This is a genomic window from Dactylosporangium sp. NBC_01737, assembly GCF_035963215.1.
In the GTDB taxonomy this organism is placed as follows: Bacteria; Actinomycetota; Actinomycetes; order Mycobacteriales; family Micromonosporaceae; genus Dactylosporangium.
The window spans coordinates 7414849-7433076 of record NZ_CP109153.1 but is presented as its reverse complement, the minus strand read 5'-3'; the positions used below and the strand labels follow the sequence as shown (position 1 = coordinate 7433076).

At 76.5% G+C, this 18228-nt stretch carries 15 protein-coding genes and 2 pseudogenes; 9 read left to right on the top strand and 8 right to left on the bottom strand.

What is annotated here, in order from left to right:
* Nucleotides 1-7: 7 nt before the first annotated feature.
* Nucleotides 8-790, top strand: a complete 783-nt coding sequence (locus OHA72_RS33830; protein ID WP_327000097.1) for an oxidoreductase — start codon at nucleotides 8-10, stop codon at nucleotides 788-790.
* A gap of 1 nt (nucleotide 791) precedes the next feature.
* Here the strand turns inward: OHA72_RS33830 and OHA72_RS33825 are convergent, their stop codons facing one another.
* From OHA72_RS33825 to OHA72_RS33810, 4 genes and pseudogenes are all read right to left on the bottom strand, one after another.
* The gene (locus OHA72_RS33825; protein WP_327000096.1) at nucleotides 792-2693 is read right to left on the bottom strand and encodes an ATP-binding protein; all 1902 of its coding nucleotides are present in this window, start codon (nucleotides 2691-2693) and stop codon (nucleotides 792-794) included.
* A gap of 59 nt (nucleotides 2694-2752) precedes the next feature.
* On the bottom strand, nucleotides 2753-3592 hold the full coding sequence (locus OHA72_RS33820; protein ID WP_327000095.1) for an AfsR/SARP family transcriptional regulator: 840 nt from the start codon (nucleotides 3590-3592) through the stop codon (nucleotides 2753-2755).
* A 50-nt stretch (nucleotides 3593-3642) separates the two neighbouring features.
* Nucleotides 3643-5058 carry a LuxR C-terminal-related transcriptional regulator gene (locus tag OHA72_RS33815; RefSeq protein ID WP_327000094.1) on the bottom strand — a complete coding sequence of 472 codons (1416 nt, stop codon included), beginning with the start codon at nucleotides 5056-5058 and terminating at the stop codon, nucleotides 3643-3645.
* Between the two features lie 902 nt (nucleotides 5059-5960).
* Nucleotides 5961-6389 (bottom strand): annotated as a pseudogene (locus OHA72_RS33810) (ATP-binding protein); the annotation flags it as partial.
* 158 nt (nucleotides 6390-6547) lie between these two features.
* Here OHA72_RS33810 and OHA72_RS33805 point away from each other — a divergent pair.
* From OHA72_RS33805 to OHA72_RS33790, 4 genes and pseudogenes are all read left to right on the top strand, one after another.
* On the top strand, nucleotides 6548-6964 hold the full coding sequence (locus OHA72_RS33805) for a hypothetical protein (protein WP_327000093.1): 417 nt from the start codon (nucleotides 6548-6550) through the stop codon (nucleotides 6962-6964).
* Nucleotides 6961-8511 carry a hypothetical protein gene (locus tag OHA72_RS33800; protein ID WP_327000092.1) on the top strand — a complete coding sequence of 517 codons (1551 nt, stop codon included), beginning with the start codon at nucleotides 6961-6963 and terminating at the stop codon, nucleotides 8509-8511. Before OHA72_RS33805 ends, OHA72_RS33800 begins: the two co-directional genes overlap by 4 nt.
* Nucleotides 8487-9649 (top strand): annotated as a pseudogene (locus OHA72_RS33795) (CHAT domain-containing protein). The gene OHA72_RS33800 and the pseudogene OHA72_RS33795 overlap by 25 nt, the downstream one beginning before the upstream one ends.
* A gap of 10 nt (nucleotides 9650-9659) precedes the next feature.
* Nucleotides 9660-10571, top strand: a complete 912-nt coding sequence (locus tag OHA72_RS33790) for a hypothetical protein (RefSeq protein ID WP_327000091.1) — start codon at nucleotides 9660-9662, stop codon at nucleotides 10569-10571.
* 69 nt (nucleotides 10572-10640) lie between these two features.
* On the opposite strand, the gene OHA72_RS33785 is transcribed toward OHA72_RS33790, so the two are convergent.
* Nucleotides 10641-11591, bottom strand: a complete 951-nt coding sequence (locus OHA72_RS33785) for an NADP-dependent oxidoreductase (RefSeq protein WP_327000090.1) — start codon at nucleotides 11589-11591, stop codon at nucleotides 10641-10643.
* A gap of 50 nt (nucleotides 11592-11641) precedes the next feature.
* Here OHA72_RS33785 and OHA72_RS33780 point away from each other — a divergent pair, with 50 nt between their 5' ends.
* Complete coding sequence (locus OHA72_RS33780) at nucleotides 11642-12265, top strand: TetR/AcrR family transcriptional regulator (RefSeq protein WP_327000089.1); 624 nt, start codon at nucleotides 11642-11644, stop codon at nucleotides 12263-12265.
* 62 nt (nucleotides 12266-12327) lie between these two features.
* Here the strand turns inward: OHA72_RS33780 and OHA72_RS33775 are convergent, their stop codons facing one another.
* The 3 genes from OHA72_RS33775 to OHA72_RS33765 form a co-directional block, all read right to left on the bottom strand.
* Nucleotides 12328-12753 carry a DUF1622 domain-containing protein gene (locus OHA72_RS33775; RefSeq protein WP_327000088.1) on the bottom strand — a complete coding sequence of 142 codons (426 nt, stop codon included), beginning with the start codon at nucleotides 12751-12753 and terminating at the stop codon, nucleotides 12328-12330.
* A gap of 33 nt (nucleotides 12754-12786) precedes the next feature.
* On the bottom strand, nucleotides 12787-13458 hold the full coding sequence (locus OHA72_RS33770; protein WP_327000087.1) for a FadR/GntR family transcriptional regulator: 672 nt from the start codon (nucleotides 13456-13458) through the stop codon (nucleotides 12787-12789).
* Between the two features lie 80 nt (nucleotides 13459-13538).
* Nucleotides 13539-16046: a CHAT domain-containing protein gene (locus OHA72_RS33765; RefSeq protein ID WP_327000086.1), complete on the bottom strand. Its 2508-nt coding sequence runs from the start codon at nucleotides 16044-16046 to the stop codon at nucleotides 13539-13541.
* Between the two features lie 157 nt (nucleotides 16047-16203).
* On the opposite strand from OHA72_RS33765, the gene OHA72_RS33760 reads away from it, so the two are divergent.
* From OHA72_RS33760 to OHA72_RS33750, 3 genes are read left to right on the top strand one after another with little or no spacing between them, the layout of a single operon-like run.
* Nucleotides 16204-16626 (top strand): DUF6069 family protein, encoded by a 423-nt coding sequence (locus OHA72_RS33760; protein ID WP_327000085.1) that lies wholly within the window; start codon nucleotides 16204-16206, stop codon nucleotides 16624-16626.
* A gap of 42 nt (nucleotides 16627-16668) precedes the next feature.
* Nucleotides 16669-17022: a YciI family protein gene (locus OHA72_RS33755; RefSeq protein ID WP_327000084.1), complete on the top strand. Its 354-nt coding sequence runs from the start codon at nucleotides 16669-16671 to the stop codon at nucleotides 17020-17022.
* 11 nt (nucleotides 17023-17033) lie between these two features.
* The gene (locus OHA72_RS33750; protein ID WP_327000083.1) at nucleotides 17034-18218 is read left to right on the top strand and encodes an RNA polymerase sigma factor; all 1185 of its coding nucleotides are present in this window, start codon (nucleotides 17034-17036) and stop codon (nucleotides 18216-18218) included.
* The last annotated feature ends 10 nt before the right edge of the window (nucleotides 18219-18228 follow it).

Below are 18228 nucleotides of genomic sequence, written 5' to 3'. Positions count from 1 at the left end.
CCCGTCCATGGATCTGCACCTGACCGGCAAGACCGCTGTCGTCACCGGCGCCAGCAAGGGCATCGGCCTGGCCATCGCCCAGGCCCTCGCCGGTGAGGGCGTCAACGTCGTCGCCGGCGCCCGCACCACCGCCGCTGAGCTCGCCGGGCTGCCCGGGGTACGGGTCGTCCAGGTGGACCTCACCACCCCGGACGGCCCGGCCCGGCTGATCGACGCCGCGGTGTCGGCGTTCGGCGGCCTCGACATCCTGGTCAACAACGTCGGTGCGGTGCGGCCGCGGACCGCCGGGTTCCTGTCGGTCACCGACGAGGAGTGGCTGTCGACGCTGACGGTCAACTTCCTCGCGGCGGTCCGCACGACCCGCGCCGCGCTGCCGCACCTGCTGGAGCGCGGCGCGGGCAGCATCGTCACGGTCGGGTCGGTCAACGCCGCGCTGCCCGACCCGCTCGTCATCGACTACAGCGCCGCCAAGGCCGCCCTCGCCAGCTTCTCCAAGTCGCTGTCGAAGGAGGTCGGCGGGCGCGGCGTGCGGGTCAACACGGTCAGCCCCGGGCCGGTGAGCACGGGGCTGTGGCTCGGCGACGACGGCGTCGCCGCGACCATCGCACGGTCGCTGGGCGGCGGCGACCCCGGCGCGATCGCCGACCGGGCCGCCGGGGAGTCCGTCACGGGCCGGTTCACCCGCCCGCACGAGGTCGCCGACCTGGTGCTGCTGCTGGCCAGCGACCGCACCGCGAACGTCACCGGCGCCGACTTCGCCGTCGACGGCGGGCTGATCGGCACCCTGTAGGTCAGCGCAGCTGGTCCAGCCGCGACCGGACCAGTTGCGGCTGCGGGGGTTCCAGACCGCGCAGGATGCGCAGCGCCGAACGCCACGCGTCGCCCGCCGCGGCGCCGTCACCGGCGGTGTGGTGGACGTCGCCCAGGTTGATCAGGGACGCGGCCTGCTCGCGCCGCTCGCCGGCCCGGGCGTACAGGTCGATGGCCTGCCGGAAGTGCTCGACGGCCCTCGGCACGTCCGACAGGCCGTCGTGGGCGAGCCCGAGACCGTCGAGGCACGCCGCCTCGCCGTGCCGGTCGCCGAGGTCCCGGAACACGGCGAGGGCCTGCCCGCAGCGGGCCAGCGCGTGGCGGAACTCGCCGAGCTTGAGGTGCATGAACCCGGCCTCCCTGAGCGCCTCGGCCAGGCCGGCGCGGTTGCCGGCCGCGCGGTAGAGCTCCTCGGCGCGCAGGCAGTGCAGCAGCATCTTGTCGTACTGGCCGCCGGACAGGTACGTGGCGCCGATGCCGCGCTCCACGTGCGCCTGGCCGACGAGGTCGCCGAGGTCGGTGTAGCCGTCCAGCGCGCAGGTGAAGTGGCTGCGTGCCTCCTCCGACCGCTCCGCCGCGCACAGGGCGTGGCCGAGGTCGCGGTGCGTGTCCGCCAGCATCGCCGGGTCCGCCAGCCGCCGCGCCGCGGCCAGCGCGGTCCTGCGGGTCGCGACCTGGTCGTGCAGGTGGCCCTGGCGGCGCTGGAAGGTGTCCAGCGTCCACGCCACCCGCCAGGCCCGCAGGTCGGCGCCGGTGCCGGCGAGGCGGGTCAGCAGCGCCTGCAGCACCCGGTACTCGGCGGTGAACCAGGCGAGGGCCCGGTCCTGGTCGGCGAGCGGCTCGACGGTCACGCCCGGCGACGGTGCGGGCAGGACGACCGGGTCGCGCGCCGGGGCCAGCAGCAGCGCGGCCCGGTGCGCGGTGTGCAGGTAGTGATCCAGCAGCCGGGCGCCGGCGGCGTGCCGTCGCGTGGCGGGTTCGGCGGTGTCGACGAGGTCGGCGGCGTACGCCCGCAGCAGGTCGTGCACGGTGAACCGGCCCGGCGTGTGCTGCGCGACGAGTCCGGTGCGGGCCAGCTCGCCCAGCAGCGGCCGGGCCCGTGCCGGGGAGAGCCCGGCGAGGCTCGCCGCCGCCGCGACCGGGATGTCGGCGCCGGGATGCAGCCCGAGCAGCCGGAACAGTCTCGCCGCGCCGGCGCTGAGCGCGCGGTAGGACCAGGAGAACACGGTCCGCACGTCGCTGTCGGGGTCGCCGGTGGTGAGCGCGTCGAGGCGGCCGCGCTCGTCGCGGAGCGCGGCGGCCAGGTCCCGAATCGGCAGCCGCGGGTCCGTGGCGGCGCGGGCGGCGACGATCGCCAGGGCCAGCGGCAGCCCGGCGCACCAGCCGATGATCTCCTCGACCGCGCCGGGGTCGGCGGCGACCCGCGCGGCGCCGAGCCGGCGGACCAGCAGCCGCCGGGACTCGCCGGCGGAGAACGCGCCGACGGTGATCGGGCGGGCGCCGTCGGAGGCGATGAGGCCGGCGAGCCGGTCGCGGCTCGTCACCAGGACCAGGCAGCCGGCGGTGCCGGGCAGCAGCGGGCGCACCTGGGCGGTGTCACGGGCGTTGTCCAGCAGCACCAGCATGCGCCGGCCGGCCAGCTCGCTGCGGTACAGCGCGGCACGGGCGTCCAGGCCGGCGGGGATGCGGTGCGGCGGGACGCCGAGGGCCTCCAGGAGCCGCAGCGCCGCGTCGGCCGGGTCCATCACCTGCCCGGCCGGGGAGAACCCGCGCAGGTTGAGGTACAGCTGCCCGTCGGGGTAGCGGCCGGCGACGCGGTGCGCCCAGTGCAGCGCGAGGGTGGTCTTGCCGATGCCGGCCATGCCGCTGATCGCGCCGATCACGACCGTGGGCCGGCCGGCGCCGGTCCCGTCGTCGCTCTCCAGCAGCCGCAGGGCCGTGGTCAGCTCCGCCGCGCGGCCGGTGAACGACGCCGGGTCCAGCGGCAGCTGCGCGATCCTGCGGGGCGCCCGCGTCTGCGGTGCCGGCGCGGCGGCCGGCGGGGCGGCGGGCGCAGCACCCGGTCCCAGGCGGCGGTCAGCTCGGGGCCGGGGTCGATGCCGAGGTCGTCGGACAGGCGGGCGCGGACCGTGTCGTACCGGTGCAGCGCCGCGGCCTGCTGACCGGTCCCGGCGAGCAGCAGCATGAGCCGGGCCTGCAGCGACTCGTCCAGCGGGGCCCGGTCGGCGGCCAGCTCCACGGCGCGCAGCACCGTGCCCGGTTCGCCCGCGGCGAGCGCGGCGTCGGCGGCCTCGCGCGCGGCGGCCTCGTATTCGCGGTCCAGCGCCGTGAACACGGGCCGGCCGCGGATCTCCGCGGCGACGGTCCCGGCCGCCGGGCCCTGCCACAGGTCCAGGGCCTGCCCGAACAGCGGCACCGAGCGGTCGGCGCGGGCCCGGTCCAGCAGCGCCCGGAACCGGAGCAGGTCGACGGTGCCGTCGTCGACGGCGAGCCGGTAGCCGCCGCCCGCCCGGACCAGCCAGCGGCCGGTGTCGCGGGTCGTCAGCCCGGGCTCCAGGGCCCGGCGCAGCAGCCCGACGCTGCGGTGCACCGCGTTCACCGCGGTCGCGGGCGGGTGCTCGCCCCACAGGACGTCGACGATCTCGGTCAGGCCGACCGGCTGCCCGGCCCTGGTCAGCAGCACCGCGAGGACGGAGCGTTGCTGCGGGGCGCCGAGGTCGACCTCGGTGCCGGACCGCCGGACCAGGACCGGGCCCAGGACCGTGAACCACATGTCAGCCATGGCCGCACGCTAGGAGGCGGGCGACGGCCGCCGCGAGCGTCACATGACGGTCATCGTGCTTCCATGCCGTGCTCGGTCCGGGTGCGCACGATCGCGCCGAGCTGCGAGCGGGACGTGATCTCCAGCTTGGGGAAGATGCGGTGCAGGTGGGAGCTGACGGTGCGGTGCGACAGGTACAGCCGCTCGCCGATCTCCCGGTTCGTCATCCCCTCGGCGACCATCTGGGCGATCTGGAGCTCCTGGGCGGTGAGCCGGTCCCGGGCGTCGGCGCTCTGCCGGCGGCTGGTCTCGCCGGCGGCGCGCAGCTCCTGCCGGGCCCGGTCGCTCCACGGGACGGTGCCGAGGATGTCGAACGTGTCGCGGGCGGTCCGCAGCAGGGCCCGCGAGTCGGCGCTGCGGCGCTGCCGGCGCAGCCACTGCCCGTAGGCGAACTGCACCCGTGCCCGGGCGAACGGCCAGCGCCCGACGTCGACCCGCAGCGCGGCCTGGAACAGCGCCTCGGCCTCGTCGTCGGCGGCGAGGACCGCGCGGGCGTGGCGCAGCCCGCCGTGCAGGGCGGGCGAGGGCGTCCGCAGCGCGAACAGCTCCATCTGCGCGACGACACCGGCGACGTCGTCGATCTGTCCGCTGTGGACCGCGGCGTCGGCGAGCTCCGACAGCGCGAAGCACCGCAGCGCCGGGTGGAACGACGGGTCGGCGGGGTCGTGCATCCGGTGCAGATGCTCGTAGGCCTCGGCGTAGCGGCCCGCGCCGAGGGCGGCGAGCCCGCGGGCGAGCTGTGCGGTGGCGAGCACCGGGCGGACCGTCCCCGACATGGCGATCTGCTCCGCGGCTGCGGCGTGGGACCGCGCGGCGTCCTCGTCGCCGCGCAGCGCGGCCAGGACCGCGGTGGTGGCCCGGCCGATCCCGACGAACAGCGGCTGCGAGGTCTCGTGCGCCAGCCGGGTGCACTCCTCGGCCGCGGGGATGCCGACGTTGAGGTCGGCGAGGTGGGCGGCGCTCCACGCCTGGGCGCCCAGCGCGCGGGCCAGCAGCCCGAGCCGGCCCTGCGCCCGCAGGTCGGGCAGCGACGCGGCGCTGCAGGCCTCGGCCAGGTCGAACGCGCCGACCAGCACCGCGGCGCTGCCGACCAGCCGCAGCGCCTCGGCGTTCCCGCCGGCCCGCGCGGCGCCGCGCCGGAGGCTGTCGATGACGGCGGCGCCGCGCGCGATCGGCGCCGCGAACGCGAGGATCGCCAGGAGGTCCGGGTCGTCCGCGGCGATCGGCAGGCCCTCGGCGACGCCGACGACGCGGTCGCCGGCCGAGGGTCCGCCTCGGTCCAGAACGAGCGCAGCGCGGCGCCGTTGAGCAGCCGCAGCGCGACGTCGACGTGGCCGTCGGCGGCGACCCGCCCGGCCACCTCGGCGATCGCGCCGGGCCGGCGGTGCTCGTCGCGCAGCCCGCCGCCGAAGCTCGCCTCGATCCACAGCAGCTGCGCCCGCTGCCGCGACGACAGCTCCAGCTCCCGGGCGTCACGCACGAGGCGCTGCACGACGTCGTGCCGTCCCAGCTCCACGGCCGCCTCGGCGGCCCGCAGCAGCCGGGCGGCGCGGCCGGCGGGGTCGCCGGTCAGCTGCGCTGCGCGCTCCAGCGCGGACAGCGCCGACGTCGTCGCGCCCCGCGCGCGGGCGAGCGTCGCGGCCGCCTCCAGGCCGGCCGCGACCGCCTCGTCCGGTCCGTGGCTGGACGCGGCGCGGTGCCAGATGGCGCGGTCCGGCCGGTCGGCGAGCACCTGCGCGAGGGCGGTGTGCGCCGCGTGCCGTTGCGCGACGCCCGCCCGCTGGTGGATCGCCGAGCGCATCAGCGGATGCCGGAACACCAGCCGGGCGCCGTCCACGTCGATCAGCGACGCCGCCACGGCCGGCGGCAGGTCCCCGGCCGTGACGGGGCCGCCCACGATGACGGCGGCGGCCGCGAGGGTCTCCGACAGCGCGTCACCGTCGTTGGTCGCGGCGACCAGCAGCAGCGTCCGGGTCGCCGCGGGCAGCTTCGCCACCCGGGCCGCGAACGCCTCCTCCAGCCGGTCCGTCAGCGGCCGCCACGTCGCCTCGCCGGCCCGTTCCGGCCGGTCGGTCAGGCTCGACAGCTCGACGAGGGCGAGCGGGTTGCCGGCGGCATCCTGCAGCAGCTGCCGCCGGGTCCCGGCCGCCAGCCCGGCGGCGCGCGCGTCGAGCAGCGCCGCGGCGGCGGCCTCGTCGAGCCGCTCCAGTCGCAGCCGCGGCAGGTCGGTGCCGAACGACGTGGCGAACCCGTCGCGCACCGCGGCGAGCAGCAGCACCGGATCCGCTTCGATGCGCCGCGCGACGAAGCCGAGGATCTCGGCGCTGGCCGGGTCGAGCCAGTGCGCGTCCTCCACGACGAGCAGCACGGCCGGGCCGGTCGCGGCGTCGGCGAGCAGGTTCAGCACGGCGAGCGCGATGAGGAACAGGTCCGGGGTCGCCACGCCGGCCATGCCGAACGCGCCGAGGACCGCGTCGCGCTGCCGGTCGGGCAGCGTCCCGACCCGGGCGAGGACGGGCTGCAGCAGCTGGTGCAGGCCGGCGAACGGCACCCTCGACTCGGCCTCGACACCGGTGGTGACCAGGACCAGCATGCCCTCGGCGGCCGCGATCCGGCGGGCCTGCGCCAGCAGCCGCGACTTGCCGATGCCGGCCTCGCCGTGCACGACGAGGGCCCCACCCCGGTCGCGGACGCCGCGCACGAGGGCGTCCAGGCGCTGGAGTTCGACGTCACGTCCGTACAGGAAGTCGCCTGCCATACCGAACGTCACCCATCCACGTCGCCGTCGCCTCGCCCCGGAGCCTAGAGGCCCGGGGTGACGAACCGACCAACCGGCACCGTCGCGGGCCATCTGTCAGATAACCGCCAGTATCCGGGAGGTCACCCATCCGATAGATCATCGAAAGGTGGGGGCGCATGGGTGACAGGGATCTGGCCGTGGCGGCCGTCCTGCGGGGGCATCTGACGGACGGGCCGGCCTGCGGGGAGCTCGACGAGCGGCTGGCGGAGCTGATCGCCGCCGGCCGGCGCGGGGCGGAGGTCTCCTCGCCGCTGGAGGAGATCTTCGAGCGGCCCGCGCTGCGGGACTGGGTCGCCGCGGTGCGCGGCGACGCGCACCTGCGGCCGCCGGAGGTCGTGGCCGTCGCCCGCGGCGATCGGGGCCTCGCCCCGGACCTCCAGCTGCCGGGCCCGCCCGGTGCGGTGGCCGCGGCCCGGTTCGTGTGCCCGGCCGGCGACGACCTCACCTGGTTCCGGCAGCAGGCCGGCGACCCGGTGCCGATGTGCGGCACCCACCACGTCGCGCTGGTCCCCGCGCCGGGCGGTGCCGCATGACAACCACCCTGCGCGACCTGCTCCCGCCCGCCCTGCGCGAGACGTACGACGAGGCGCAGCGGGCCGAGGAGCGCTTCGACCACACCGGCGACGCCGAGGCGCTGACGATCGCCGGCCGGTCCCGGCATGCGATCATCACCGGCCTGACCAGCACCCCCGACAGCCCCGCCGCGGCGCTGTTCGGCGTCGTGCACGGGCTGTGCCGCGTCCTGGTGAAGTGGTACCGGGCGACCGGCGACGAGCGGGCGATCGACGAGGCGCTGCGCGGTGCGCGGCAGGTGCTCGAGCACCTCGAGGACGACGCCGACCCGCTGCGGCCGAGGCTGCTGACCGAACTCGGCAACGCGCTGCGGGCCCGCTACGAACGCACCGGCTCCGCCGACGACTTCGCCGAGGCGCGGGCGGCGTACGAGGCCGCGCACGACGCGGAACCGGACAACCCGGAGGGCGCGACGAACCTCGCCACGTCGTACCTCGACGGGTTCCACCGCACCGGGCGCATCGCCGAACTGGAAAGCAGCATCGAGCTCATGCACGAGGCGCTCGCCGGCACGAGGATCGGCGACGTGCTCGGCGCGGGCCTCAGGGCCGGCAACCTGTCCGGCGCCTACCTGCGGGCCTGGCACGTGACGGGCGACCCGGACGACCTCGACGCGGCCATCGGGTACGGCGGCGACGCGCTGCACGTCCTGCCGCCCGGATCCCCGCCGCGGGCCGAGGCGGCGAACAACTACGGCATCGCGCTCACCGAGCGGTACAAGGACGCCGAACGGCCCGACCCCGCGGACCTGGACGCCGCGCTGCGCGCCCACCAGGAGGCGGTGACGCTCCAGCCGAACACGTTGCGGTACCGCACGAACCTCGCCACGACGCACGCGATGCTGGGCGACCTCACCGGCGCCGTCGACACCCTGCGCGGCGTCGTCGACGCGCTCCCCTCGGACGCGCCCGAGCGGCCCGGCGCGCTGGCGAACCTGGGCACCGCACTCATCGACCGCGGCGAACCCGGCGACATCGACGCCGCCGTGGCCGTGCTGCGCACCGCGGAGGCGGCGGCACAGCACGTGCACCCCGAACAGGTCGTGCGGGCGGCCGCCAGTCTCGGTGCCGTCGCCCAGGCCCGCGATGCCTGGCCCGAGGCCGCCGCGGCGTTCGAGCGGGCCTTGACCGCGGCCGCGCAGCTGTTCGGGGCGCAGGGCACCGACACGCACCGCGACCTGCAGCTGACCGGCCACGGCGGGCTCGCGGCCGAGGCGGCGTACGCCCGGTTCATGGCCGGTGACGCCGCGACGGCCGCGGAGGACCTGGAGGCGGGCCGGGCGCTGCAGCTGACGGAAGCGCTCGGTCTGGACCTCGCCGACCTGGACGCCCTCGACGGCGCCGGCCACACCGCGCTGCGGGACCGGTTCGTCGCCGAGGTGGCCTGGCTGCGGGAGCTGGCGGCCCGGCCGGGGACGGCGACGGCGAGCTGCTCGTCGCCGCCCGGCAGCAGCTCGCCGGGACGGCGGCACAGATCCGCGCGATGCCGGGCTTCGCGGAGTTCCTGACGCCGGCGACCCGCTCGACGCTGGTCGCCGCCGCGGCCACGGCACCACTGGTCTACCTGAGCGCCGGGATGTTCGGCGGCCTGGCCGTCGTCGTGCGGCCGGACGGCCGGGTCGCCGCCGAGGCCCTGCCGGGGCTCACCGCCGGCCGCGTCGGCGAGCAGATCGCCGAGCTGTTCGACGCGTACTGGGTGCGGCAGGAGGACCCGGCCGCCGCACGCCGCTGGCTCGACGTCCTGGACGCGGTGACCGGCTGGCTGTGGACCGCTGTCGCCGACCCGCTGCGGTCGCTCCTGCACGGCGTGGACCAGGCCACGCTGGTGCCGTGCGGGCTGCTCGGCGCCCTGCCGATCCACGCCGCGTGGACGCAGGGGCCGGCCGGGCGCCGGTACCTGCTCGACGAGCTGCTGGTGACGTACGCCCCCAACGCCCGTGCCGTGCTCGCGGCCCGCGGGAACGCCGGGCGGCCGGTGCGGCGGGCGGTCGTGGTGGCGCAGCCCGCATCGACCGGGCAGCCGCCCTGCCCGGCGCGGCGGCCGAGGCTGCCGCGGTCGCCGCCCATTTCCCCGCCGTGGCAACGGTCACCGGGGCGCAGGCCACCGCCGCGGCGGTGCTGGCGGCGCTGCCCGGCGCCGACGTCCTGCACGCCGCCTGCCACGGGCTGGCCGACCCGTTCCAGCCGCGGGACAGCGCGCTGCTGCTGGCCGGGGACGACCGGCTCACCGCCGGTGACCTGTCGCGGCGGCTGGGGTCGTGGCGGCTGTCGGTGCTGTCCGCCTGCGAGACCGGCGTGCCGGGCCTGGGGGTGCCGGACGAGGCGATCGGCCTGCCGGCCGGCCTGCTGCAGGCGGGCGCCGCGGGCGTGATCGCGTCGCTGTGGGCGGTCCCGGACACCGCCACGGCGCTGCTGATGACCCGCTTCTACGACCGGTGGCGGGCGGCCGGCGCCGACCCGCCCGCCGCGCTGCGGGAGGCGCAACGCTGGCTGCGGCAGGTGACCAACGGCGAGGCCGAGGCGCTGCTGCCGGACCTGCACGACGCGCGGTACACCGGCCCGGCGCAGTGGCGCGAGGACTGGGCCGCCGCCCGCCGGTTCACGCACCCCGTGCACTGGGCGGCATTCTGCTACTTCGGGGCGTAGGGAACCGCACATGTGGACGCAGCTCTGGTCGGGCCTCGGCGGCAAGCTCGCGGACCGGTGGGTGGCCGTCTCCGGCCCCGCGCTGGTCTTCTGGCTCGGCGGGGTCGCCGCGTACGCCGTGGGCAACGGCCTCGCCCCGCTGGTCAGGCTGGTCGACCGGCTGTCGAGGGCCGCGCTGCCGGCGCAGCTGATCTGGGTCGCGGTCGCCCTCGCCGCGGTGCACGCCTCGGCCCTGGCCGTCGACCGCTGCGCCCTGCCGGTGCTGCGCCTGCTGGAAGGCTACTGGCCGGCGTGGCTGGCGAAGGTCACCGGCGACCGGGTCGCCGACCTCCACCGCCGGGCGGTGGCCGAGCAGGCCGAGTGGCAGCTGCTGGCGGCGGTGCCGGACAGATCCCCCGAGCAGACGCGACGGATGGTGCGGCTCGACGAGCTGCGTCGCAGGCGCCCGCCCGTCGACCGGCTCCTGCCCACCCGGCTGGGCAATCGGATGCTCGCCGCCGAGGACGCCCCGCGCGTCCGGTACGGGCTGGACGCGGTGGTCGTGTGGGGCCACCTGTGGCTGGTGCTGCCGGAGGCGACCCGCACCGAGCTGACCGCCGCGCGCACCGCCGTGAACCGCGCCGTCGCGGGCGTGATCTGGTCCGCGCTGTTCCCGCTCTTCGCATGCTGGACCCTGTGGGCGGTCCCGGTGGGGATCGCCGCGGTGCTGCTGATCGAGCGGCTGTGGCTGCCCGTCCTCGTCGACCGGTACGCGGTCCTCGTGCAGGCCGCGTTCGACCTGCACCGGTTCGCGCTGTACCGCGCGGCGCGCTGGAAACTGCCGGCCGGCCCCGCCGAGGAACTCGACCGCGGGCCGGCGCTCACCGCCTTCCTCTACCGGGGTGAGGCGCCGGCCGGCCTGCAGTACCAGCACGAAACGTAGCCGAACCTCTCAGGTGGACAGTCCTGGAGCAGCCTCAGGATCCTCGTCGGCGGCTTCCGCCACTGAAGGTCAGGGCACCAGGACGATCTTTCCGGGTGCGTGATGGCGCCCGGCCAGCTCGTGCGCGGCGGCGGCCTCCGCGAACGGGAACACCGCCGCGACCGGCACCCGCAGCCGGCCCTGCGCGGCGAGCCCGGTCGCGATGCCGAGGCCGTGCACCGCAAGCGCGTCGGCGGAGGCGCCGGCGGTCGTGCCCGAGTCGTCGGCCGGCGCGCTGTGCGACAGGTGGACGCCGTGCGACGCCGCGGCGAAGTCGGCGATCGTCACCACCCGCCCCGGGTCCCCGGCAACCGCGATCAGGTCGGGCAGCGCCCCTCTGGCGCAGTCGAACACCGCGTCCACACCGCCGGGTGCCAGCGCACGGACCCGTTCGACCAGGCCCGGGCCGTACGTCGTGGGCCGCGCGCCGAGGGAGCGCAGGAGGTCGTGGTTGTGCTCGCCGGCGGTGCCGATGACGGTGGCGCCGCGGGCGACCGCGAGCTGGACGGCGACGGCGCCCACCCCGCCGGTCGCGCCCTGCACCAGCACCGTGTGCCCGGCCCCGACGCCGAGCCGGTCCAGCACCCGGGTGCCCGTCTCGACGCTGCCGGCGGCGCCGCCCGCCTCCTCCCAGCTCCACCCGGCCGGCCTGGGCGCCCAGGCGGTCAGGACCGCGTACTCGGCGTTGGCGCCCCGCGTGATCGTGCCGGTCATGCCGAACACCGCGTCGCCGGCGCTGACGCCGGTGACGCCCGCGCCGACCTCGTCCACCACTCCCGCCGCGTCGAACCCGGTGCGGTAGGGCAGCGTCGTGGGTACCACGTCACGCAGCGCCCCGGAGCGGACCAGGGTCTCCCCGACCGAGAGTCCCGACGCCCGGACGGCGACGCGGATCGTCCCGGGCCCGGCGTGTGGCTCCTCGACCTCGGCGACGTGCATGACGCCCGGCGGGCCGTACTGGCTGAACTGCACAGCTCTCATGCCGCTGGACCGTAACGGAGCACCCCGTCCGTTTGGCTAAAGTGAGAGCGGTGACGGCACAAGTGATGCGGACGCTGCGCTCCGACGCCCGCGACAACCGCGACCGCATCCTCGCGGCCGCCCGCGTCGCCTTCGCCACCGACGGCCTCGACGTGCCGATGCGGGAGATCGCCCGGCGCGCGCAGGTCGGCGTCGCCACCGTCTATCGGCGCTTCCCGACCAAGGAGGCGCTGCTGGCCGAGGCGTTCGCCGAGCAGATGGCCCTGTGCTCGACCGTGGTCCAGGAGGGACTCGCCGCGGCCGACCCGTGGCACGGGTTCCGCCTGGTGATCGAGCGGCTGATGGAGGTGCACGCCCTCGACCGCGGGTTCTCCCGCGCCTTCACCTCGCTGCCGGCGGCGGCCGACTACTTCACCGCGGACCGCGACCGCACGCTGCGTCTGCTGCTCGAGCTGGTGCGGCGGGCGAAGGCGGCCGGCGGCCTGCGGGCGGACTTCGTCCTGGAGGACCTCATCCTGGCGCTGATGGCCAACGACGGCATCCGCGCCGAGTCGCCCGCGCTGCGGGTCGCGGCGTCGCGCCGGTTCGCGGCCCTGATGATCCAGTCGTTCCAGGCGGACCCGGCCCGCGCGCCGCTTCCCCCGCCCGTGCGCCTGCCGCTGTCCACCCGGTAGCGCCGGCCCACTCCCGCCGATCCGCGACCGCCGATCCGCGACCGCCGGCCCGCGACCGCCGGTCAGCTTTCGCCGGCCGGCTCGGCCGGTGGGCGGCCCGCGTCGCCGGCCGAGGAGGCCGCGCGGGCGACGTGCACCGCGCCGCTGGTGAACGCGCGGCGCCACGGCAGGGCGCCGTCGATCTCGACCTGCAGCGAGAAGCTCAGGAACGTCCGGATGAGCACGATGAGGCCGAGCACCGCCACGTTCTGCACGGTCGGCGCGACCGCGACCGTGCGGATCAGGTCCGCGGCGACCAGCACCTCCAGGCTCAGCAGCAGCACGCCGCCGAAGCTCTCCCGCAGCGCCTGATACGCCCTGCGCCCGCCGGCCGACCGCCACGTGCGCATGGCCAGGCCCACCGACCACAGCAGCCCGATCACGAGCACGCCTGCGCCCAGCGCGTCGAATCCCTGCGCCGCGCGCTCCATCAGTTCGGTGAACGTCATCCGTGCCTCTCCCGCCGCGCGTGCCTGCTGTGGTCAGTCGCCCGATGCGAGCCGGTCGACGTGATCGGCCGCGAGGGCCATCGCCCGGTCGGGGGCGCGGTCGCCGATGGCCTGCAGCATGGCCCTGTGGTCGGCGTCGATCCGCTGCCACATCGCCGGCGACGGCGGGTGCCGCAGCTGGTCCGGCGTCACCTGGTACAGGGGCCGCGCGACGACGCAGAGCAGGCCGTTGCCGCTGGCGGCGGCCACGGCCCGGTGGAACTGCGCGTGCGCGGCCACCTTGCGGGCCAGGCCGTCGGTGTCCGGGTGGAACATAGACGCGGCGATCTGCGCCAGGTGCGCGGGCGTGCGGTGCCGGGCCGCGAGACCGGCGGCGGGCACCTCGATCATCCGCCGCACCTCGAACACCTCCGGCAGGGACATCGCGCCGCAGTCGACCAGCCGCCCGACGCCCTCGGCGAGCACGCCGGCGACGGTGTCGGAGTCGGGTTCGGCGACGAAGCTGCCGCCGCCGGTGCCCCGGCACGTCCTGATCATCCGCTCACTGCTCAGCAGGCGCAGCGCCTCGCGGATCGTGGAGCGGCCCAGCCCGGTCGCCGCGCCCAGCTCCTCCTCGGTGAGCCGGTCGCCGGGCCGCCGCACGCCGGTGAGGATCTCGCGCCGGAGCTCGGCGGCGAGGAACTGATACGCAGGAGTGCCTGCCATGAGTGAGCAGCGTACGGCGCCGGGCGCACGTCGATGCGGCAAACCGGGAAATGCCGGCGTCCGATGTGGACGCTCGCCGCTCACCAGCCGGCGCCGAAGCAGACCAGTGGCGGAGGGTCGTCGTCCGGGTCGAGCGCGCCGATCGCGCCGGAGAGGGCCGCCGCCGGCGACAGCCCCCGCCGCAGGCCGGTGTGATGGGCCGCGGCGACCCGGCAGGCGATGGCGTCGGAGACCAGCGCGACGCCCGCGACCACGCTGCGGGCGCCGGCGTGCAGGATCGCGACCGTCATGCCGAGCGTCTCGTCGGCCGGTCGCGCACCGGCGAGCCCCAGCTCGCAGGCGGACAGCACGACGTGGTGCGGCAGCCTGGCGAGCCGTTCGAACTCGTGGCCGAACAGCGGCCCGTCGCCGAGGACCAGGTGCGAGAACAGCGGGTTGTCCGGCTCGTGCGCGCCGTGCGCGACGACGTGCAGGATGTCGGCCCGGGCCGCCGCCTCGCGCACGCCCGCGGTGGTCGTCACCGCCGTGTCCGGCTGCGACCAGACCCGGGCCAGCAGCCCGATCTCCTCCCTGGCGCGGGCGAGGTCCGGCCCGGCGGCGAACGCGACGGCGGGCACGGCCGGCATGGGCGGGCGTTCGTGCGCCGCCAGCCACGCCGTCACCGACGGGACCACGGCGACCGCCCGGCCCCGCAGCGACGCCATCAGCGTCCACGGTGCCGTCGTCAGCTGCGCCGACGGCGCGAGCAGCACCGGGCCGTCGGCGACCGCGGCGCGCAGCGGCTGCCACAGCGCGGCGTCGAGGCGGGCGAGCGCCGAGCGGCGGCTGGCACGGATCGTCTCGCGCACCCGCTTGGGCACGGTGTCCAGCGCCAGCAGGTCCAGGTCGCGGCGCAGCCGGCGCTGCGTCTCCAGCACCGGCGCGGCGGCGCCGAGGTCGACGACCGACTGGTGGCGGGCCGTGACGACCAGGGCGCACAGCCGGTCGCCCGTGGTGAGGTGCGCGACGAACGTCGCCGACGCCGCGCCGAGCCGCTCCCGCAGCCGTGGCAGCGGCGCCGGCGCGAGGGTCTGCGCGGGCCCCGGCGTGTACCAGGACCGCTGCCGCACGAGCTGCTCCAGCTGCGCGCAGCGGACCCGCAACCGGCCGTCGGCCCGCCCGGCGAGCAGTTGCTCGCGCAGCTCCCGCCGGCCCTGCCGCAGCTCCTCCAGCAGGTCGGCGGCCTCGTCGTTGTCCGGTGGCAGCACCGGCGGCAGCCGCGCCGACAGCGCCCTGGCCCGCTCCGCCCAGCCGAACACCGTCGCCGGCCGGCCCGTCGCCAGGGCCCGGGCGAGACCGTCCTCCGCGATCCGGCGGGCGTGGCTGCCGATCGCGGTCTGCAGGTCGAGGCTGCCGAACGAGGCCTGGTACCGGTGGACGTCGGCCATCGCGCCGCGCCGCTCCCGGTCGGCGTCGCCCGGCCGCCCGCCCGCGTCGGCGAGCGCCGCCCGGACCGTGCGTGCCTGGAGCCTGGTGGCGATCGGGTCCCGCGCCCGCAGCGCGATCGCCTGTCCGGCTGCCCCGCGCGCCCGGGCGACCCGGCCCGACCCCGCGCCGGCCAGGGCGGCGAGCGCGGCCGTCAGCCTGGTGCGGCGCGCCTCGTCGTGCAGCCCGGCGCCCTGCAGCCGGTCGGCGAGCCGGACCGCCTGGGCGGTGGCCGACCGGTACGAGCCGGACCCGACCCTGGCGGCGATGGCGACGTGCCCGGCGAGCATCGCCCAGCAGCCGGTGCCGCGGCCGGCGAACCGGCGGCGGGCCCGCGCCGCGACGGCACCCGCGTCGGCCCACCGCTCGTCCAGCAGCGCCAGCTGCGCCCGCCCGAGCTCGGCGACGGCGAGGTCGTGGGTGGAGCGGGCCGCCTGGAACAGCGTCGCCGCCGTGCGCAGCTCCTCGTCGGCTTCGCGGAACAGCCCGGCGGCGAGCAGCGCCTGGGACCGGTCGAAGTGGTACACGCCCGCGTGCAGCGGCGACTGGGTCATCAGTACCGGCGCGACACCGTCCATCGTGCGCAGCGCGGTCGGCAGGTCACCGGCGAGCATGTGCAGGTAGCCCAGGTTGTGCGAGGCCTTGGCGGCGAGCAGGTCCAGCCCGTGCCGGGCGGCGACCTCCGCGCAGCGGGCGAAGTCGGAGCGGGCGGCCCGGTTGCGGCCGCGCTGCATGTTGACCAGCCCCCGGTTGAGCAGGTTGCGGCACATGTCCTGCGGTTCGGCCTCGCTGAACAGGCCGAGGGCGAGGTCGTAGCAGGAGGCCGCGCGGTTGAGCTCGCCGGCGCGCTGGTACAGCAGGCCGCGCTGGCTGGCGGTCAGGGCGCGCAGCCCGGCCGGCAGGCCGGGCAGCGAGTCGGCCTCGTCGAGCAGGGCGAGGCCGTCCAGGAGCCGCCGCCGCTCCGCCTCGTGATACGCCAGGCTGATCAGGATGTGCGCCCGGCGGACCGGATCGGGGCCTCGGGTGAGGGCGCGCTGCAGCAGCACGTACGCGGCCGAGCGGCGGCCCCGTTCGGCTTCGCGCTGTGCCTGCTGGTGCAGTTCGGTAGCGGTCGCCGCGCCCATGGGGTCATTGTGCGCCGCGCCGGATCGATCACCCGGAGCGACCCTGCGGAAAAATTCTCCGGAAGAAAGTTCCCCGGCTTGTCGATTGCGGCGCGCCGCATTCGTAGCCCAGGTGAGACCGGCGCAGGGCCGGTCCGCACCGCATCGGAGGACCGTCATGACCATCACCCACACCACCGCCCCGGCCGCGCCGACCGCCACCGTCACGACCCGCTCGATGCTCGTCGCCGGTGTCGCGGCCACGGCCGTGGCCAGCGTCGCCACCGCCGGCGTCGCCGCCGCGGGCCACGCCGCCGGGATCAGCCTCGACATGGCGGGAGCCCCCATCCCGGTCTCCGGGTTCGCTACGCTGACCGCGATGTTCTCGCTGGTCGGGCTGGTGCTGGCGGCGGCGCTGGGCCGCTTCGCTCGGCGTCCGCGCCGCACCTTCGTCCGCACCACGGTGGCGCTGACGGTGCTGTCGCTGGTGCCGGACCTCATCGCGGACGCTGCGTCCACGACCAAGGTGCTGCTGATGCTGACGCACCTGGTCGCCGCTGCCGTCGTCATCCCCGCCGTCGCGCGCCGGCTGCCCGCCTGACGCCCATCCATCCATCCACCTGCCACAGAACAGGAGACGGCCATGAAGCAGTACATGCTCTCCGTGCACCACGACTACGACGCCCCGATGCCCACGGGCGAGGACGCGCAGGTCGCGTTCGACCAGGTCGACCGGGTCAACACCGAGCTGGTCGGCGCCGGCGCCTGGGTCTTCGGCGGCGGGCTGCTGTCGCCGGACACCGCCACCGTCGTGCTGACCGCGGCCGGGAACACCACCATGACCGACGGGCCGTACGCCGAGACCAAGGAGCAGCTCGGCGGGTTCTGGGTGATCCGCTGCGCCGACCTCGACGAGGCCCTCGTCTGGGCCGAGAAGTGCTCGCAGGCCTGCATGGCCCCGATCGAGGTCCGGCCGTTCGAGGACGAGCCGGCCTGAGACCGACCGCCATGGACATCGAAGACATCTACCGGGCGGAATACGGACGCTGCGTGGCCACGCTGGCCCGCCTCCTCGGCGACATCGGTATCGCGGAGGAGGCGGTCCAGGACGCGTTCGCGGTGGCCCTGCAGAAGTGGGACACCCTGCCACCCAACCCCGGCGCGTGGATCGTGACCACCGCCCGCAACCGGGCCATCGACCGGCTGCGCCGCGAGTCCACCCGCGAGGCCCGCCACGCCCAGGCCCTGCTGCTGCACCAACCCGACGAGCCAGAGGAGGTGGGACCGGTGCGCGACGACCAGCTCCGGCTGATCTTCACCTGTTGCCACCCGTCGCTTGCCCCGCTGGCGCAGACCGCGCTCACGCTGCGGCTGCTGGGCGGGCTGGAGGTGCCGGAGATCGCGCGGGCGTACTTCGTGCCCGAGGCGACCGTGGCGCAGCGCATCGTGCGCGCCAAGAAGAAGATCCGCGACGCAGGCATCCCCTACCGGGTGCCCCGCGCCGCCGAACTGCCCGCCCGGCTGCCACCGGTCCTGACCGTGCTCTACCTGATCTTCAACGAGGGCTACGCCTCGACGGCCGGCGAGCTGGTGCGCACCGACCTGTGCCTGGAGGCCATCCGCCTGGCCAGGGAGCTCGCCGACCTGATGCCCGACGAGCCCGAGGTCCTCGGGCTGCTCGCGCTGCTGCTGCTCGTCGAGGCCCGCCGCCCGGCCCGGGTCGGCCCGGGCGGCGAGCTGGTCACCCTCGCCGAGCAGGACCGTTCGCTGTGGAACCGTGCGCTGATCGCCGAGGGCCACACCCTGGTCCGCCGCTGCCTGCGCCGCAACCGGCCCGGCCCGTACCAGATCCAGGCCGCCGTCAACGCCGTGCACACCGACGGGCCGGCCACCGACTGGACGCAGGTGCTGGCGCTCTACGACCAGCTTCTGACCATCGACCCGACCCCGATCGTCGCGCTCAACCGGGCCGTCGCCGTCGCCGAGGTGCACGGCCCCGCGATGGCGCTGGCCACCATCGAGGACCTCGACCTGCCCGGCTACCACCTGCTCCCCGCGACGCGGGCGGACCTGCTGGCCCGGCTCGGCCGGACCGGCGAGGCCCGCGCCGCGTACGACGAGGCCATCGCCCTGGCCGGCAACGACACCGAGCGCACGTTCCTGCGGCACCGCCGCTCGCAGCTGGACGGCTGACCATGCGTCC

Coding starts and splice junctions, on each gene's coding strand:
- OHA72_RS33770 (WP_327000087.1), bottom strand. CDS start 13,458: ATGGCAGGCACTCCTGCGTATCAGTTCCTCGCCGCCGAGCTCCGGCGC.
- OHA72_RS33805 (WP_327000093.1), top strand. CDS start 6,548: ATGGGTGACAGGGATCTGGCCGTGGCGGCCGTCCTGCGGGGGCATCTG.
- OHA72_RS33755 (WP_327000084.1), top strand. CDS start 16,669: ATGAAGCAGTACATGCTCTCCGTGCACCACGACTACGACGCCCCGATG.
- OHA72_RS33800 (WP_327000092.1), top strand. CDS start 6,961: ATGACAACCACCCTGCGCGACCTGCTCCCGCCCGCCCTGCGCGAGACG.
- OHA72_RS33775 (WP_327000088.1), bottom strand. CDS start 12,753: ATGACGTTCACCGAACTGATGGAGCGCGCGGCGCAGGGATTCGACGCG.
- OHA72_RS33790 (WP_327000091.1), top strand. CDS start 9,660: ATGTGGACGCAGCTCTGGTCGGGCCTCGGCGGCAAGCTCGCGGACCGG.
- OHA72_RS33760 (WP_327000085.1), top strand. CDS start 16,204: ATGACCATCACCCACACCACCGCCCCGGCCGCGCCGACCGCCACCGTC.
- OHA72_RS33785 (WP_327000090.1), bottom strand. CDS start 11,591: ATGAGAGCTGTGCAGTTCAGCCAGTACGGCCCGCCGGGCGTCATGCAC.
- OHA72_RS33765 (WP_327000086.1), bottom strand. CDS start 16,046: ATGGGCGCGGCGACCGCTACCGAACTGCACCAGCAGGCACAGCGCGAA.
- OHA72_RS33830 (WP_327000097.1), top strand. CDS start 8: ATGGATCTGCACCTGACCGGCAAGACCGCTGTCGTCACCGGCGCCAGC.
- OHA72_RS33820 (WP_327000095.1), bottom strand. CDS start 3,592: ATGGCTGACATGTGGTTCACGGTCCTGGGCCCGGTCCTGGTCCGGCGG.
- OHA72_RS33750 (WP_327000083.1), top strand. CDS start 17,034: ATGGACATCGAAGACATCTACCGGGCGGAATACGGACGCTGCGTGGCC.